At 71.7% G+C, this 14141-nt stretch carries 19 protein-coding genes and 1 tRNA gene; 15 read left to right on the forward strand and 5 right to left on the reverse strand.

Annotated features, from left to right (window positions below; genetic code table 11):
- Positions 1 to 11 precede the first annotated feature (11 nt).
- Positions 12 to 299, forward strand: a complete 288-nt coding sequence (locus FGD68_RS08630) for a DUF3039 domain-containing protein (protein WP_119373878.1) — start codon at positions 12 to 14, stop codon at positions 297 to 299.
- 24 nt (positions 300 to 323) lie between these two features.
- On the opposite strand, the gene FGD68_RS08635 is transcribed toward FGD68_RS08630, so the two are convergent.
- Positions 324 to 1640 carry a nicotinate phosphoribosyltransferase gene (locus FGD68_RS08635; protein ID WP_237609362.1) on the reverse strand — a complete coding sequence of 439 codons (1317 nt, stop codon included), beginning with the start codon at positions 1638 to 1640 and terminating at the stop codon, positions 324 to 326.
- Positions 1641 to 1720: 80 nt separating this feature from the next.
- Between FGD68_RS08635 and FGD68_RS08640 the strand changes: the two genes are divergently transcribed.
- From FGD68_RS08640 to FGD68_RS08660, 5 genes are all read left to right on the forward strand, one after another.
- Entirely contained in the window at positions 1721 to 3184 is a 1464-nt protein-coding gene (locus FGD68_RS08640; protein WP_119372201.1) for a cryptochrome/photolyase family protein, read from the forward strand.
- 58 nt (positions 3185 to 3242) lie between these two features.
- Positions 3243 to 4127, forward strand: a complete 885-nt coding sequence (murI, locus tag FGD68_RS08645; protein ID WP_104235474.1) for a glutamate racemase — start codon at positions 3243 to 3245, stop codon at positions 4125 to 4127.
- 8 nt (positions 4128 to 4135) lie between these two features.
- Positions 4136 to 4873, forward strand: coding sequence for a ribonuclease PH (gene rph / locus FGD68_RS08650; protein WP_104235473.1), 738 nt, complete (start codon positions 4136 to 4138; stop codon positions 4871 to 4873).
- An 11-nt stretch (positions 4874 to 4884) separates the two neighbouring features.
- Positions 4885 to 5493 carry an RdgB/HAM1 family non-canonical purine NTP pyrophosphatase gene (gene rdgB, locus FGD68_RS08655; RefSeq protein ID WP_119372202.1) on the forward strand — a complete coding sequence of 203 codons (609 nt, stop codon included), beginning with the start codon at positions 4885 to 4887 and terminating at the stop codon, positions 5491 to 5493.
- A gap of 87 nt (positions 5494 to 5580) precedes the next feature.
- The gene (locus FGD68_RS08660; protein ID WP_119372203.1) at positions 5581 to 6498 is read left to right on the forward strand and encodes a cation diffusion facilitator family transporter; all 918 of its coding nucleotides are present in this window, start codon (positions 5581 to 5583) and stop codon (positions 6496 to 6498) included.
- A gap of 54 nt (positions 6499 to 6552) precedes the next feature.
- Here the strand turns inward: FGD68_RS08660 and FGD68_RS08665 are convergent, their stop codons facing one another.
- Positions 6553 to 7281 (reverse strand): DedA family protein, encoded by a 729-nt coding sequence (locus tag FGD68_RS08665; protein WP_119372204.1) that lies wholly within the window; start codon positions 7279 to 7281, stop codon positions 6553 to 6555.
- Positions 7282 to 7426: 145 nt separating this feature from the next.
- On the opposite strand from FGD68_RS08665, the gene FGD68_RS08670 reads away from it, so the two are divergent.
- A complete protein-coding gene (locus FGD68_RS08670) occupies positions 7427 to 7906 on the forward strand; it encodes a hypothetical protein (RefSeq protein ID WP_182480864.1) in 480 nt (159 codons plus the stop codon).
- Here FGD68_RS08670 and FGD68_RS08675 read toward each other — a convergent pair.
- Positions 7885 to 7969, reverse strand: a tRNA-Leu gene (locus FGD68_RS08675). The genes FGD68_RS08670 and FGD68_RS08675 overlap by 22 nt on opposite strands.
- Before the next feature lie 32 nt (positions 7970 to 8001).
- Here FGD68_RS08675 and xylB point away from each other — a divergent pair.
- On the forward strand, positions 8002 to 9435 hold the full coding sequence (gene xylB, locus FGD68_RS08680; RefSeq protein ID WP_119372205.1) for a xylulokinase: 1434 nt from the start codon (positions 8002 to 8004) through the stop codon (positions 9433 to 9435).
- A gap of 77 nt (positions 9436 to 9512) precedes the next feature.
- Positions 9513 to 9851, forward strand: coding sequence for a hypothetical protein (locus FGD68_RS08685; RefSeq protein WP_237609363.1), 339 nt, complete (start codon positions 9513 to 9515; stop codon positions 9849 to 9851).
- Here the strand turns inward: FGD68_RS08685 and FGD68_RS08690 are convergent.
- Both FGD68_RS08690 and FGD68_RS08695 read right to left on the reverse strand, forming a co-directional pair.
- Complete coding sequence (locus FGD68_RS08690) at positions 9794 to 10903, reverse strand: tyrosine-type recombinase/integrase (protein ID WP_119372206.1); 1110 nt, start codon at positions 10901 to 10903, stop codon at positions 9794 to 9796. The two genes, FGD68_RS08685 and FGD68_RS08690, sit on opposite strands and share 58 nt — an antisense overlap.
- Positions 10896 to 11417 (reverse strand): helix-turn-helix domain-containing protein, encoded by a 522-nt coding sequence (locus FGD68_RS08695; protein WP_119372207.1) that lies wholly within the window; start codon positions 11415 to 11417, stop codon positions 10896 to 10898. Before FGD68_RS08695 ends, FGD68_RS08690 begins: the two co-directional genes overlap by 8 nt.
- A gap of 95 nt (positions 11418 to 11512) precedes the next feature.
- Between FGD68_RS08695 and FGD68_RS08700 the strand changes: the two genes are divergently transcribed.
- From FGD68_RS08700 to FGD68_RS08725, 6 genes are all read left to right on the forward strand, one after another.
- The gene (locus FGD68_RS08700) at positions 11513 to 11692 is read left to right on the forward strand and encodes a helix-turn-helix transcriptional regulator (protein WP_220452694.1); all 180 of its coding nucleotides are present in this window, start codon (positions 11513 to 11515) and stop codon (positions 11690 to 11692) included.
- On the forward strand, positions 11692 to 11874 hold the full coding sequence (locus FGD68_RS08705; RefSeq protein WP_119372208.1) for a hypothetical protein: 183 nt from the start codon (positions 11692 to 11694) through the stop codon (positions 11872 to 11874). The genes FGD68_RS08700 and FGD68_RS08705 overlap by 1 nt, the downstream gene beginning before the upstream one ends.
- Positions 11875 to 11951: 77 nt before the next feature.
- A complete protein-coding gene (locus tag FGD68_RS08710; RefSeq protein WP_119372209.1) occupies positions 11952 to 12608 on the forward strand; it encodes a hypothetical protein in 657 nt (218 codons plus the stop codon).
- Complete coding sequence (locus FGD68_RS08715; RefSeq protein ID WP_119372210.1) at positions 12605 to 12898, forward strand: hypothetical protein; 294 nt, start codon at positions 12605 to 12607, stop codon at positions 12896 to 12898. Before FGD68_RS08710 ends, FGD68_RS08715 begins: the two co-directional genes overlap by 4 nt.
- On the forward strand, positions 12895 to 13344 hold the full coding sequence (locus tag FGD68_RS08720; protein ID WP_119372211.1) for a helix-turn-helix domain-containing protein: 450 nt from the start codon (positions 12895 to 12897) through the stop codon (positions 13342 to 13344). Before FGD68_RS08715 ends, FGD68_RS08720 begins: the two co-directional genes overlap by 4 nt.
- Before the next feature lie 385 nt (positions 13345 to 13729).
- Positions 13730 to 14128 carry a helix-turn-helix domain-containing protein gene (locus tag FGD68_RS08725; protein ID WP_119372212.1) on the forward strand — a complete coding sequence of 133 codons (399 nt, stop codon included), beginning with the start codon at positions 13730 to 13732 and terminating at the stop codon, positions 14126 to 14128.
- Positions 14129 to 14141: the final 13 nt, after the last annotated feature.

The following is a 14141-nucleotide window of genomic DNA, read 5'->3' on the forward strand; positions in this document are numbered from 1 at the left end:
AGACTGGCCGCATGGTCATCCTCAGCATCGAACAGGCCCCCGGAAGCCCCACGCAGGGCGGCGGCACCGACACGCTCGACCGCGAGCTCGAGGAGCTCCTCGAGCAGGAGACGATCGAGCCCGGCGATCACGAGCGCTTCTCGCACTACGTGAAGAAGGACAAGATCCTCGAGTCCGCCATCAGCGGGAAGCCCGTGAAGGCGCTGTGCGGCAAGAAGTGGCTGCCGGGTCGCGACCCCGAGAAGTTCCCGGTCTGCCCCGACTGCAAGCGCATCTACGAGAACATGAAGCCCGAGTAGGGCGCATAGGACCGGACGTCCGCGTCAGGCGGTAGCGCCCTCCTCGGTGGGGATCGCCGGGTCGCCGGCGCGCAGCCGGAATGCCTGCGGGGGCAGGGCGCGCACGACGTGGGAGTGGTGCTCGCGCGCCGCGGCCGTGCCCTGGCGGCCGAGCCAGCGCGGATCCGGCTCGCCGCCCTCCGCCAGCGTGACGACGAGGTCGCGGTCGCCGGGGAGCGGCGCCGGGTGCGGCCCGACCGTGACGAGCTCGCTCGTCGCGACCCCCTGCGCATCGTGCCGGCGCAGCGCCGCCTTGAGGCCGCCGCGGCTCTGCTTGCCCGTCGACCGCTTCGCGACGGACACCCAGTCGCCTGCGCCGCCCGCGTCGCGGTGGGCGACGAGCTTGAAGACCATGCCGGCCGCGGGGGCCCCTGACCCGGTCACGAGCGAGGTCCCGACGCCGTAGGAGTCCACGGGCGACGCGGCGAGGCCGGCGATGCCGTGCTCGTCGAGGTCGTTCGTGACCGTGATCCGCGTCCCGGTCGCCCCGAGCGCGTCGAGCTGGGCGCGCACCTCGCCGACGAGCACGGGGAGGTCGCCCGAGTCGAGCCGGACGGCGCCGAGGCCGGGGCCGGCGACGCGGACCGCGGTCTCCACGCCCTGCCGTACGTCGTACGTGTCCACGAGCAGCGTGGTGCCCGCTCCGAGGGCCTCGACCTGCGCGCGGAAGGCCTGCTCCTCGGTGTCGTGCAGCAGCGTGAAGGAGTGCGCGGCGGTGCCCATCGTCGGGACGCCCCAGGTGCGGCCGGCCTCGAGGTTCGAGGTGGCGCTGAAGCCCGCGACGAAGGCCGCGCGGGCGGCGGCGACGGCCGAGCGCTCGCCCGTGCGGCGGGATCCCATCTCGGCGAGCGGGCGTCCGCCGGCGACCTGGACCATGCGCGCTGCGGCGCTCGCGACCGCGGAGTCGTAGTTCAGGACGCTGAGCACGAGCGTCTCGAGGATCACGCCGTCGGCGAAGGGCGCCTCGACCGTGAGGAGCGGCGATCCGGGGAAGTACACCTCGCCCTCGCGGTAGCCCGTGATGCGGCCGCGGAAGCGGTAGTCGGCGAGCCAGGCCAGCGCCTCGTCGCCGACGACGCGCTCGGAGCGCAGGTACTCGAGCTCGGCGTCGCCGAAGCGGAAGTCGCGGATGAGCTCCAGCACGCGGCCGGTGCCCGCGACGACACCGAAGCGGCGGCCGCTCGGGAGGCGCCGGGCGAAGCACTCGAAGACGCACTCGCGGTCGTGGGTGCCGGCCTTCAGCGCTGCGTCGAGCATGGTGAGCTCGTACCGGTCGGTGAGGAGGGAGGTCGCCTGGTTCACCCGCTCAGCCTAGGGCGGCGGTCCGATCCGCCTGGCGCACGCCGCGGGACGATGACGGGGGTCCGGCCTAGGTTCGTGCCATGGAGCGCACGCGATGGATACTCGCCGACCAGCTGGGCGACCACTTCGACGACGGCGGGCGGATGCTGCTCATCGAGTCGCGGGGCCTGCTCGCCCGGAGGCCGTACCACCGCGCGAAGGCGCACCTCATCCTCTCGGGCATCCGGCACCGCGCACGGGCCCTGGGCGACCGCGTCGAGTTCCACCAGGTGGACCACTACCGCGAGGTCGTCGAGGGACGCGACGACCTCGAGGTCATCGACCCCACCGCCCGCGGGCTGCGCCGCCTCGTCGCCGAGATCGGGGCGGAGGTGCTGCCCAGCCGCGGCTTCGTCACGAGCGAGCAGGAGTTCGCCGAGTGGATGGCGGGCCGCACGTCGAACCGGCTCGTCATGGAGGACTTCTACCGCTGGTCGCGGGCTCGCACGGGCATCCTCATGGACGGCGACGACCCGGTCGGCGGGCGCTGGAACTACGACCACGACAACCGCGAGCGCCCGCCGAAGGGCGCGACGAGCCTCGGCCTGCCCGAGCCGTGGTGGCCCGAGGAGGACGACATCGACGCCGAGGTCCGCGCCGACCTCGACGAGTGGGAGCGGAAGGGCCTCGTGCGCTTCGTCGGCGAGGACGGGCCGCGCCGCTTCGCCGTCACACCGGAGGAGGGGCGTCTCGCCCTCGACGACTTCGTGGCGAGCCGCCTCAACGACTTCGGCCCGTTCGAGGACGCGTCGCTCGCGGGCGACTGGACCATGGCGCACTCGCTCCTGAGCGCCACCATGAACATGGGAGTGCTGGATCCGGCGGACGTCATCGAGCGCATCACGGCCGAGCACGCGGCCGGTCGGGCGCCCATCCAGAGCGTCGAGGGCATCGTGCGGCAGATCATGGGCTGGCGGGACTACGTGTGGCACCTCTACTGGGCGTTCGAGGACGACTACACCTCCCAGAACCGGCTCGATGCGCACCGCGGCGTGCCGACCGCGCTGCAGGAGCTCGACGCATCCGGCATCGAGGCCGCCTGCCTCTCCCACGTCGTCGACAAGGTGCGCACGCACGGCTGGGCGCACCACATCGAGCGGCTGATGATCCTCGGCAACCTCGCGCTCCAGCGCGGCTACGACCCCGCGGCCATGAACGACTGGTTCATCGACTCGTTCGTCGACGGCACGCCGTGGGTCATGCCGGCGAACGTGGTCGGCATGGCGCTGCACGCGGACGGCGGGCGCATGGCGACCAAGCCCTACGTGGGAGGCGGCGCGTACATCGACCGGATGTCGGACCACTGCGGCGGCTGCCCGTTCGACCCCAAGGTGCGCGTCGGCCCCACGGCGTGCCCGTACACGGCCGGGTACTGGTGGTTCCTCGACCGCAACCGGGAGCGGCTCCGCGGCAACGCCCGCATGGCGCAGCCGCTCGCGGGGCTGGGGCGGCTGAAGGACCTGCCGGAGCTCGTCGCCCAGGAGGACGCGCGGCGGTCGCTGTGACGTGGGCCAGCCGGACGCCGGCTCCGGCCGCGCCCGGACCCGCCGGTAGGCTGGCCAGATGAGCGACGCGCCGATCGGGATCTTCGACTCCGGCGTCGGCGGCCTCACGGTGGCCCGCGCGGTCGCGACGCTCCTCCCGCGGGAGTCGATCATCTACATCGGCGACACCGCGCACACGCCCTACGGCGACAAGCCCATCGCGGACGTCCGGCGCTACGCGCTGGCGGTCCTCGACGACCTCGTCGAGCGCGGGGTGAAGATGCTCGTCATCGCGTGCAACACGGCATCGGCGGCCATGCTCCGCGACGCCCGCGAGCGCTACGACATCCCCGTCGTCGAGGTGATCCAGCCGGCCGTGCGCACGGCCGTCAGCGTCACCCGCAACCACCGCGTGGGCGTCATCGCCACGCACGCCACGGTCACGAGCCGCGCCTACGACGACGCCTTCGCCGCCGCGCCGCACCTGGAGCTCACCTCCGCGGAGGCTCCCGACTTCGTCGCCTTCGTCGAGCGCGGCGAGACGTCCGGCCCCGAGCTGATGGCGGCCGCCGAGGGCTACCTCGCGCCGCTGCGCGCGGCGGGCATCGACACGCTCGTCCTCGGCTGCACCCACTACCCGTTCCTCGAGGGCGCGATCTCGCTGCTCATGGGCCCGGACGTCACCCTCGTCTCCAGCGACACCGAGACCGCCAAGGACGTCTACCGCGAGCTGGTGTCCGCGGGCCTCGAGCGCCGCTCCGACGCGCCGCCCGTGATCCGGTACGAGGCCACCGGCGGCAGCGCCTCCGACTTCGAGACGCTGGCGCACCGCATGCTCGGCTCCGGCGTCACACACGTCGAGCTGGTCGAGACGGGCGCCATCACCCTTCCCCGCCGGCCGCGGCCGGACGCGGCGACGCCTCCGGACGCCGACGGCACCCCATCCACCCCCGACCCGAGCTGAGGCCGCACATGACCGACGACACACCCCGCCACGACGGCCGCGCCACCGACCAGCTGCGCGAGATCACCATCGAGCGGAACTGGAGCGAGCAGGCCGAGGGATCCGCCCTCATCTCCTTCGGACGCACCCGCGTCCTCTGCACCGCGTCCTTCACGAACCGCGTGCCGCGCTGGAAGGCCGGCAGCGGCCAGGGCTGGGTCACCGCCGAGTACGCCATGCTCCCGCGCGCCACGAACGAGCGCATGGACCGCGAGGCCGTCAAGGGCAAGGTCGGCGGCCGCACGCACGAGATCTCACGCCTCATCGGCCGGAGCCTCCGCGCCGTCGTCGACATGAAGGCGCTCGGCGAGAACACGATCGTCATCGACTGCGACGTGCTGCAGGCCGACGGCGGCACACGCACCGCGGCGATCACGGGTGCCTACGTCGCCCTCGCCGACGCGCTCGAGTGGGGCCGCGAGAAGAAGTTCATCGCACAGCGCGCCACGCCGCTCAAGGACAGCGTCGCCGCGGTCTCCGTCGGCATCGTCGACGGGAGGCCGTTGCTCGACCTCGCCTACGTCGAGGACGTGCGCGCCGAGACCGACATGAACGTCGTGATGACGGGCAGCGGATCCTTCGTCGAGGTCCAGGGCACCGCCGAGGGCGCGCCCTTCGACCGCGCCGAGCTCGACGCCCTCCTCGACCTCGCGCTCGGCGGCGGCACGACGCTCACCGCGCTGCAGGCGCAGGCGCTCGGCCGCTGAGAGGACCGTCCGTGATCCCGCTCGTCCTCGCCACGCGCAACGCCCACAAGGTCGAGGAGCTCCGCCGCATCCTCGGTGCCCGCCTCGACGGGATCGACCTGGTCGCCTACGACGGGCCGGAGCCCGTGGAGGACGGCACGACGTTCGAGGAGAACGCGCTCATCAAGGCGCGTGCCGCCGCGGTGCACACGGGCAGGGCCGCGCTGGCGGACGACTCGGGGATCGGCGTGGACATCCTGGGCGGATCTCCGGGCATCTTCTCGGCGCGCTGGTCGGGCCCCGCGCGCGACAGCCGGGAGAACCTCGAGCTCCTGCTCTGGCAGCTGGGGGACGTGCCGGACGAGCACCGCACCGCCCGCTTCACGTGCGCCGCGGCCCTGGTCGTCCCGACCGCCGACGGTCTCGTCGAGCGCACGGCCCTCGGCGTGTGGGAGGGATCCGTGCTCCGCGAGGTGGCGGGGGAGGGCGGCTTCGGCTACGACCCGATCTTCCGCCCCGCCACCGGCGGCGCGAGCGCCGCGGCCCTCAGCGCCGACGAGAAGAACCGGGTGAGCCACCGCGCGCTCGCGTTCGACGCGATCATGCCCGTGGTGCGGAGGGAGCTCCTCGGCGAGGGCTGACGCTGCCCGACGCTGCTGAGAGCGGGAGTCGTTCCCGACTGCGCCGTCGGCTGGATGCGCGCGCCTGCGGGCCCGTACGGTGGACGCATGGGCTCCGGATCGCACGACCACGGCGCGTCCACGACCGACCGCAGGCGCCTCGTCGTCGCCATCGCCATCACCGCGACGGTCCTGGTGGTCGAGGTCGTCGGCGCGCTCGTCTCCGGGTCCCTGGCGCTCCTCGCCGACGCGGGGCACATGACGAGCGACCTGCTCGGCCTCGGCATCGCCCTCGTCGCCACCCTCGTCGCCGCGCGCCCCGCGACCGACCGGCACACGTTCGGCTTCCAGCGCGGCGAGGTGCTCGGCGCCCTCGTGAACGGCCTGATCCTCGCGGGCGTCGCCGTCTACGTGGCGGTGCAGGGCATCGGGCGGCTGCTCGCGCCGGAGGGGCCCATGGTGGATCCGGGGATCATGCTGCTCGCCGCCGGCATCGGCCTGGTCGCCAACGTGGCGTCGCTCCTGGTGCTCCGCGGGGGAGCGGGGAGCTCGATCAACATGCGGGGCGCCTACCTCGAGGTGCTCGGCGACGCCTTCGGATCGGTCGCCACCATCGCCGCGGGCGTCGTCATCGCGGTCACCGGCTTCGGCCGCGCGGATGCCATCGCGTCGCTCGTCATCGCCGCGCTCATCGTGCCGCGGGCGGCCGTGCTGCTGCGTGACGTGGTGCGCGTCCTGAACGAGTCCACGCCCGTGGGCACGGAGCCCGAGAGGATCCGCGCCCACCTGCTGGAGACCCCCGGCGTCACCGCGGTGCACGACGTGCACGTGTGGGCCATCACCTCGGGGTCGCCCGTCTTCACGGCCCACGTCGTCGTGGAGCAGGAGGTCTTCCGCGAGGGCCGCACGGGCGAGCTGCTCGACCTGCTGTCGGGCTGCCTCGACGACCACTTCGACGTCGAGCACAGCACGTTCCAGCTGGAGCCGGAGGAGCACGCCGGGCACGAGCACCGCCACCACGTCTGATCCGGCGGGATCGGCGGGGACCGCGGCCGGGATCCTGCGGCCGCGGATGCCGGGTCAGCGCCGCGGGTCGTTCGAGTGGTCCTGGTCGAACTCCTCGGGGGCGAGCGCGAGGTCGTCGCCGTCCGTCACGACGGCCGCCGCCTCCCCGTCGTGCGCGTGCTTGCGCGCGCGGAGGAAGTGGATCGCCGCGGGCACCACGGTGATGAACACGGCCCCGAGCAGCACGTAGTCGATGTAGTGGGTGACGAAGTCGCGGATGGGCGGGAAGCCGTTGAGCAGGTGGCCCAGGAAGGTGAGGCCCGCGCCCCAGATGAGGGCGCCGATCGCGTTGTAGAAGGAGTACTTGCGGTAGTCCATGTGGCCGACGCCGGCCGCGATGGGCGCGAAGGTGCGGACGATGGGCACGAAGCGCGCCGCGATGACGGCGAGCCCGCCGAAGCGCGCGAAGAACGCGTTCGTCCGCACGACGTTCTGCCGGCTGAAGATGCCGGAGTCCTTGCGCTCGAACACCTTCGGTCCTGCCTTGTGGCCGATGAGGTAGCCGACCTCGCCGCCCGCGAACGCGGAGAACGCGATCGCGAGGCAGACCCACCAGATGTCGATGCCGGTGATCCCGGGGAGGGTCAGCCCCGCGATAACGAGGAGCGTGTCGCCGGGGAAGAGGAACCCGAAGAGGAGGCCGGTCTCGGCGAAGATGATGAGGCAGATCCCGATGAGGGCGAATCCCCCGAACGACTCGATGAGGGTCGTCGAGTCGAGGAAGTCGAAGAGCTGGGGGTGCACGTGTGGGGCTCCAGTCGTGGTGGGCCGCGACGACCCGTTCGATCGAGCGGCGGCAGAGCACAGGATATCGGGAGCCGCCGCGTGCGCGCCGAGTCCTGGCCACCCCCGGTCGAGGGGCGCGGCGTCCTCCGCCGCCGAGCTCGGCGTGCCCGAAGAGGCCCGGGACGCCGCCGGAGTGCCGGATCGTGACGTGGTCGTCCTCGCCGACTCCTCCATCGCGTCCCGCGGCGACGGATCCCGCTCGCTCCTCGTCGCCCGCGTGACCCGACCAGAGGACCCGCGCCCCGTGCAGCACGGTGCCGCGTTCGGCGACCTCGTGCCCCTCGAGCACGCGCACGACGTCCGAACCGAGCGCGAGCTCGAGCTCGAGCTCGAGCTTCCGGACCTTGCCGCCCCCGCCGCCCCAGCCGATGAGGTCGTCCCGCTTGCCCAGCAGCCGGTCGGGCTGGAGCCCGACGGCCTCCGCGAGCCGCTGCATGGGATGCACGGACGTCGGCCCGGTCCCGAGCCGGAGGCGGTCGTCCACGGGAGCTCCGCGTCGAGGGTCGGAGAGCCGCGGCGGCCGGATCCCCTCCCGTCGACCACGGGCGGGCGGGCCTCGCCTGGTGCGGGAGAAGGGACTTGAACCCTCACGCTCGAAAGCACAGGAACCTAAATCCTGCGTGTCTACCGATTCCACCACTCCCGCGGGTGCCCGACCAGCTTAGGACGCCCCCTAATATGTTGATCGTGACAACGAAGACACTGGTAGCAGGCATCGACTCCTCCACGCAGAGCTGCAAGGTGGTCGTCCGCGACCTCGACACGGGCGCCCTCGTGCGCTCCGGCCGCGCGTCCCACCCCGACGGTTCGGAGGTGGATCCCGCGCACTGGTGGGATGCGCTCCTCGCCGCGATCGCCGACGCGGGCGGCCTCGACGACGTCGCCGCCGTCTCCGTCGGGGGCCAGCAGCACGGGATGGTCTGCCTCGACGAGCAGGGTGCGGTGATCCGCGACGCGCTCCTCTGGAACGACACGCGATCCGCGCAGGCCGCCGCCGACCTCCGCGACGAGCTCGGCGCCGAGACCTGGGCGAGCGCCACGGGCGTCGTCCCCGTCGCGTCCTTCACCGCCACCAAGCTCCGCTGGCTCCGCGACGCCGAGCCCGAGAACGCCGCCCGCGTCGCCGCCGTCGCCCTCCCGCACGACTGGCTGACCTGGCGCCTGCTCGGCCACGGCGTCGGATCCCCGGACCTCGCCGCCCTCGCCACCGACCGCTCCGACGCGAGCGGCACCGCCTACTGGTCGAGCGTCACGGGGGAGTACCGGCTCGACCTGCTGGAGCGCTCGCTCGGCCGCGTCGTCGGCCTGCCGCGCGTGCTCGGCCCCGGCGAGTCCGCCGGCGTCACGGACGACGGCATCCCCGGCGTCGCGGCCGGCATCCCGGTCGGCCCCGGCGCGGGGGACAACGCCGCCGCCGCGCTCGGCCTGGGCGCGGTGCCCGGGGACGTCGTCGTCTCGATCGGCACGTCCGGCACGGTCTTCGCCGTCACGGCGGATCCCACCACCGACCCCTCCGGGACGGTCGCCGGCTTCGCGGACGCCACGGGCAACTTCCTCCCGCTCATCGCGACCCTCAACGCCGCCCGCGTGCTCGACGGCGGTGCGCGCCTGCTCGGCGTCGACCACGCGCGGCTGTCCGACCTCGCGCTCGAGGCCCCCGCGGGATCCGACGGCCTCGTGCTCCTGCCCTACTTCGAGGGTGAGCGCACCCCGAACCTGCCCGACGCGACCGCGTCCCTGCACGGCATGACCCTCCGCAACTCGACGCCGGCGACCATGGCCCGCGCGCACGTCGAGGGCATGCTGTGCGGCCTGGCCGACGGGCTCGACGCGATCACGCGCCAGGGCGTCGAGGTGGAGCGCGTGCTCCTCATCGGGGGTGGGGCGAAGAGCCGCGCCGTGCGGGAGATCGCGCCGACCATCTTCGGCGTCCCGATCCACGTGCCGGACGCGGGCGAGTTCGTCGCCGACGGCGCCGCGAAGCAGGCCGCGTGGATCCTCATGGGCAGCGTCCCCGAATGGCCCCTCGCGGGCGACGAGGTCTTCGACGCGCCGGGCGTGCCCGCGGTGCGCCAGGCGTACGCGGCGGCGAAGGCGGAGCTGGGGTACTGACGCCCGTGCGTCGGCGTTGACGCCTCGACCTGTGGACGGCCCCGACGGGATCCGCCCCTGATCAGCATCCTGTGCGGGTGCAGACGCGGACCCCACTCGACACCATCGCCGGACGGGTGCGGGAGCGCCTGCGGGACGACGGGGCGGCGGCCGATCCCGCGGGAACCGCCGCGGTGGTGCGTGAGGAGGTCAGGCGGTTCGCGGAGCAGGCGCTCGGATCCGACTCCCGGCTCCTCGACGACGAGGCGGCCACCGAGCGCCAGGTGCTCGCGCGCATCACGGGCTTCGGCGCCCTGCAGCCGCTCCTCGACGACGACTCGATCGAGGAGATCTGGATCAACTCCGCGCAGCCCCGCGGCTACACGGATGCGCGGGTGTCACTCGTCAGAAATTCGTCAGCGGGCGCGAAGACCTGATCGACGAGGCCCTCTGCCGCGGCGCGTGTGACGTCCTCCGGGCTTGGCCAGAGGTGGGAGTACGTGTCGAGCGTGATGCTCGGCTTGCTGTGCCCGAGCGCGTGCTGCACCGTCACGACGTCGCAGCCGGCGGCGATGAGTCCGGACGCGTAGAAGTGCCGCAGGGCGTGAAGCGTGAAGCCGAGGTCCCCGCGTGCGGCGAGCCAGGCGCTGTTCACCGTCGACGGCGCCGCGGGTCCTCCGGTCGCGCTCGGGAAGAGCCAGGCGCCCGGGTCGCCGGCGAGCTCGTAGCGGGCGGCGTGCTCGGCGAACATCTCGATCAGCGCGGGGGCGGCCGCGACGACGCGCTCGGATCCGTACTTCGGGAGCCGGACCTCGAGCTGTCCCTCTCCGCGCACGGCCTGCCTGCGGACTGCGAGCTTGCGGGTAAGGAAGTCGATGTCGCCGAGCTGCAGCGCGGACGCTTCACCGAGGCGAAGGCCAGCGAAGGCACACACGGCGAAGAGAGGCCTGTAGCGGTCGCTCGCGCCGTCGAGGATGGCGCGCACCTGCTGCGGGGTGGGGATCTCCATCGCGGCGTCGGCGCGGCGTAGCGCGGGCGTGCGGACACCGAGGGTGGGGTCCTCGTGGATCCTGTGCTCGAGGATCGCGGCCCGGAACACGGTGCGCGCGTTCATCACGCGCGTGCGGATGGTCTGGGGCGCGAGGCCGCGCTTCTGCATGGCCTTCACCCACTCCTCGACGTGCGCGCGGGTGATGCGCTGCAGCCGCTCGTCGGCGAACGGCGCCTGGCCGGCGACGAGGTCCATCGCGCGTCGGGTGCTGGTCTCCCAGACCTGCCGCACGGCCCAGACGGCGTAGAAGTCGGCGAAGGTCGACCGCGCGGTCCGCGGGTCGGTGCTGCGGCCGGTGACGCGCTCCGCGGTGCGCTCGTCGAGCCACTGCTGCACGACGGCACGGCGCGCGTTGGTGCGGGTCTGCTGCGGGCCACCCGGGACCGCGCGGAACTGCGCCTGGTACTTCCCGCTGGGGAGCTTGCGGATGCTACTCATCGTCGCCGTCTTCGTTCTCATACCAACGGCCACCGAAGGCTCGCATGCCGCCTTCTGTCGTTCCGTTGCGCAAGAAGGAGCGATCGACTGGCTTGTCCGCCTCAATCGACACCAGAGGGTAGAGCCACCCAGGGAGGGAGCGGGCCTTGAACGCGCGAACGTCATCCGGCTCGAGCTCTCGTTCGGCGTACATCCACTCCCAGAGCAGGACGACGGATCCGTGCCCGCCCGTGATCTCTGCCTTCTCGTCGACTCCCGCATGCGGCAGCAGAAGCGACGCGGGCGACACATCGAGTGCGAGCGCGATGGCCATGAGGTCATCAACGTCAACGCGGCGGCTGTTGTTCTCGATCTTGCTCAAGCCGGAGAAGCTGATGCGATTCCCCATGTTCCACAAGATGGACTCGAGCCTCTCAAGGCTCATCTGTTGGCTCTTGCGGACGCGCGCGATGTTCGCCGCCACAGTCCGGCCGGTAGCTCCTTGATCGTGGCCTCGTCGGCGTCCGTTCTCCATCCAAGAAAATCTACCGTCGAGACTGGACAACAGCAAGCGACGGTCGTAGATTGTCTTCGACAGCGAACCGATCGCTGACGAAGTAAGGAGCCCATGTGAGCAAGTTCATGACCACCGACCAGACGGCGGAGTACATCAACACGCCGCTCAGCACCCTGAGGTACTGGATCGTCCAGGGCACCGCCCCGAAGTCCTTCAAGCTCGGCAAGCGCCGAATGTTCACCGTCGAGGACGTCGACGCGTGGATCAACACTCGCATGGACGCGGCCGTCTGATGGCTGCCGTCGGCGAAGTCGTCCTCGCGATCTCCGCGGGGCACGCGCACTTTCCTGTCCGCGCGAGCAGCGGCAAGGCCAAGGTCGACGCCGCCTACCTGCTGAAGGAGCTCCCGAAGCTCGTCGCAGACCTCGAGGCGTCACTCCGCAGGGTTCGCGACCGCGAGCTCTCCGCACGATGAGCACCAACACGAAGACCCCCGCGCGGTTGCAGCCACTCGAGGGTCATGAATCCAACATCCAGCACAGGAAGCAGATCATGATCACCGTACCGACCCGCACCGCCCCCAGCAAGAGCACGTCGACCATCGACTGCCGCGACCTCGAGACGAAGATGATCTCGAGCCGCCGTGAGGTGCAGTACCTCACGAAGAACGGCACGTGCGAGAAGATGCTCGCCCGCCTCGTCTACCGGCCAGCCAACGGCACCCTCTACGTCGAGGAGTTCGGTGGCGGCACGAAGGAGGACCGCGACCGGGTCACGAACATCGTCTGCGGCCTCCTCGACGGGGACGACAGCAGCTGGATCCCGTGGTCGCAGTGCCCCGCCCCGGACGTCGAGGATGGCACTCTGCAGGCGCAGGTCGGGTACGTGGTGCCCTGGCCGGAGTCCGCGCCTTCGTGGGCGACACGCGTGGAGGTGCAGCCTCGTGAGGAAGCACGGGGAGGTGAGCGCATCGCTGTCTTCGGCTCTGCCGCTCTCCGGCCATGGTCGGTGTGCGTCGAGCGCACGGACTACCTCGAGGTCGATGGCACCGTTCAGAGCAGCGCCCCGGGCATCCGCGTCACCTTAGCCGGCGACGACGCGGCCGACGACGACATCCGCACGCCCGCACAGGCCCGGAGGCTCGCCGCTCAGCTCATCGACGCCGCCGACCTGCTCGAGCGCGTCCTGACCGGTGAGGCCGAGGCGTGAGCGCGGTGACGCGGCTGTCTGCCGGCTTCGTGGACGACCTGCGGGACCTGTCCGACGCTGCGTTCCGGTTGCACGTCGAGGCGCTGGTGTGGTCCAACAAGCACGGCTTCGACCTCCGTATCCCGAAGGGCGACCTCGACCGCACCACGAAGGCGTCGGCTGCCGCTCAGGAGCTCATCGACGCCGGGCTGTGGTTCGTGATCGAGGGGCACTACTTCATCGTCCACAGCGCCTTCCTGCAGCCGACTGCGCAGGCGGAGGGCATCGCAGGTGAGGTCGGCGTTGAGTGAGCATCGAGGCCTTCAGGTGGGCGAAGACCGAGATCAGGCGCCGGAACAGGAAGGAGGCCGGCGCAGGACCCGCGCTGTCGCCTCCGCAGGCATCCGTGCTGCTCATGCTCGGGGACCACTACAACGAGACGCTGGGGCGAGCGTGGCCGAGCCAGACCACGCTCGCGGAAGAGACGTCGCTCGCGCTGCGCACGGTGGTGCGTGCCGTGGAGGAGCTGCGCAAGAAGGGCCTCGTCGTCACGGAGCCGTGGACTCTGAACGAGGGGGCACAGCGCATGTCGCAGCGGTACCTCCTGCCGGCGTACAGGGCCGACGTGCGCCGGGCACGGGTGCTGCCGGTTCTTGCTTCGGCATGGTCGGACAGGGTCCTGGCGGCGAGCTTCGACGACCTGGTGCAGACCCCGGGCACGAACTTCTTCGTGGAGCGGGAAGCACTGGGGCTGTGAGGTGGTGCGGTGCAGCGCGCCACTGCGCCCATTCGAGCGGGCACCCTGTCACAGAGTCACAGGGCCCCTGTCAGAGAGTCACTTGGGCCCCTGTCAGAGAGTCACAGCCCCCCTGTCACAGTGACGCACTATCTCTTAGAGAACTCCCAAGAGAGCTCTCAGAGGAACTCACAGCGCAACCTGCCGGTCGCGCAGTGTCTTCGTCGTCGACGAGGAACAGCATGGATGACAGCTGTCCGATGCTGCTTGTGAGGTCACGAGGCCAACGGCTACCGCATGCAGGACCCGCTTCTAGTGCAAGGGGCGCCGGCGCCGAGTTGTCCCAGGGGACTCCCGCGGGGACAACGCGACCGGTGTCCGAAGATGGGACCGCGGTGGTGCTCTGATGCAGGAGCGACCACCGGGCAGCTACGTGCACGGGCAGGGCGGCCCCATCGTCGTCCTGCCCGGCCGTGTGGCCGCGTACCTCGAGCGGTACGCCGGCCTCGACGACTTCCGGAAGCGGATACGCGGGCACGACGCCGAGGTGTACGCCGTCCTCTACGACCTGCACCGTGCTGCCCTCGTGTGGCGTGAGTCCGCGACCGGAACCCCCCATGAAGTACGTCCGGAACCAGCAGCAGAGTGGTTCACAACGGCGGAGGCAGCAGCCCGAGTCGGCATCACGGATCGCGGGATCCGTCGTGCGATCGCCGAGAAGCGCCTTGCCGCGCGGCTCGTCGGTCGCAGCTGGCGGATCTCCCGTACCGACCTCGCCCACTTCCGGGCATCACGCGCCCACTGACCCGAGAGAAGCA

Origin of the sequence: Clavibacter californiensis, assembly GCF_021952865.1 — a bacterium.
Taxonomy (GTDB): domain Bacteria; phylum Actinomycetota; class Actinomycetes; order Actinomycetales; family Microbacteriaceae; genus Clavibacter; species Clavibacter californiensis.

Bases quoted from the DNA above. Each gene is read 5' to 3' on its own strand.
- FGD68_RS08705 (WP_119372208.1), top strand. From the start codon at position 11,692: ATGGCTGCCGTCGGCGAAGTCGTCCTCGCGATCTCCGCGGGGCACGCG.
- FGD68_RS08640 (WP_119372201.1), top strand. From the start codon at position 1,721: ATGGAGCGCACGCGATGGATACTCGCCGACCAGCTGGGCGACCACTTC.
- FGD68_RS08630 (WP_119373878.1), top strand. From the start codon at position 12: ATGGTCATCCTCAGCATCGAACAGGCCCCCGGAAGCCCCACGCAGGGC.
- FGD68_RS08660 (WP_119372203.1), top strand. From the start codon at position 5,581: ATGGGCTCCGGATCGCACGACCACGGCGCGTCCACGACCGACCGCAGG.
- FGD68_RS08725 (WP_119372212.1), top strand. From the start codon at position 13,730: ATGCAGGAGCGACCACCGGGCAGCTACGTGCACGGGCAGGGCGGCCCC.
- FGD68_RS08690 (WP_119372206.1), bottom strand. From the start codon at position 10,903: ATGAGTAGCATCCGCAAGCTCCCCAGCGGGAAGTACCAGGCGCAGTTC.
- rph (WP_104235473.1), top strand. From the start codon at position 4,136: ATGACCGACGACACACCCCGCCACGACGGCCGCGCCACCGACCAGCTG.
- murI (WP_104235474.1), top strand. From the start codon at position 3,243: ATGAGCGACGCGCCGATCGGGATCTTCGACTCCGGCGTCGGCGGCCTC.
- FGD68_RS08710 (WP_119372209.1), top strand. From the start codon at position 11,952: ATGATCACCGTACCGACCCGCACCGCCCCCAGCAAGAGCACGTCGACC.
- xylB (WP_119372205.1), top strand. From the start codon at position 8,002: ATGTTGATCGTGACAACGAAGACACTGGTAGCAGGCATCGACTCCTCC.
- FGD68_RS08695 (WP_119372207.1), bottom strand. From the start codon at position 11,417: ATGGAGAACGGACGCCGACGAGGCCACGATCAAGGAGCTACCGGCCGG.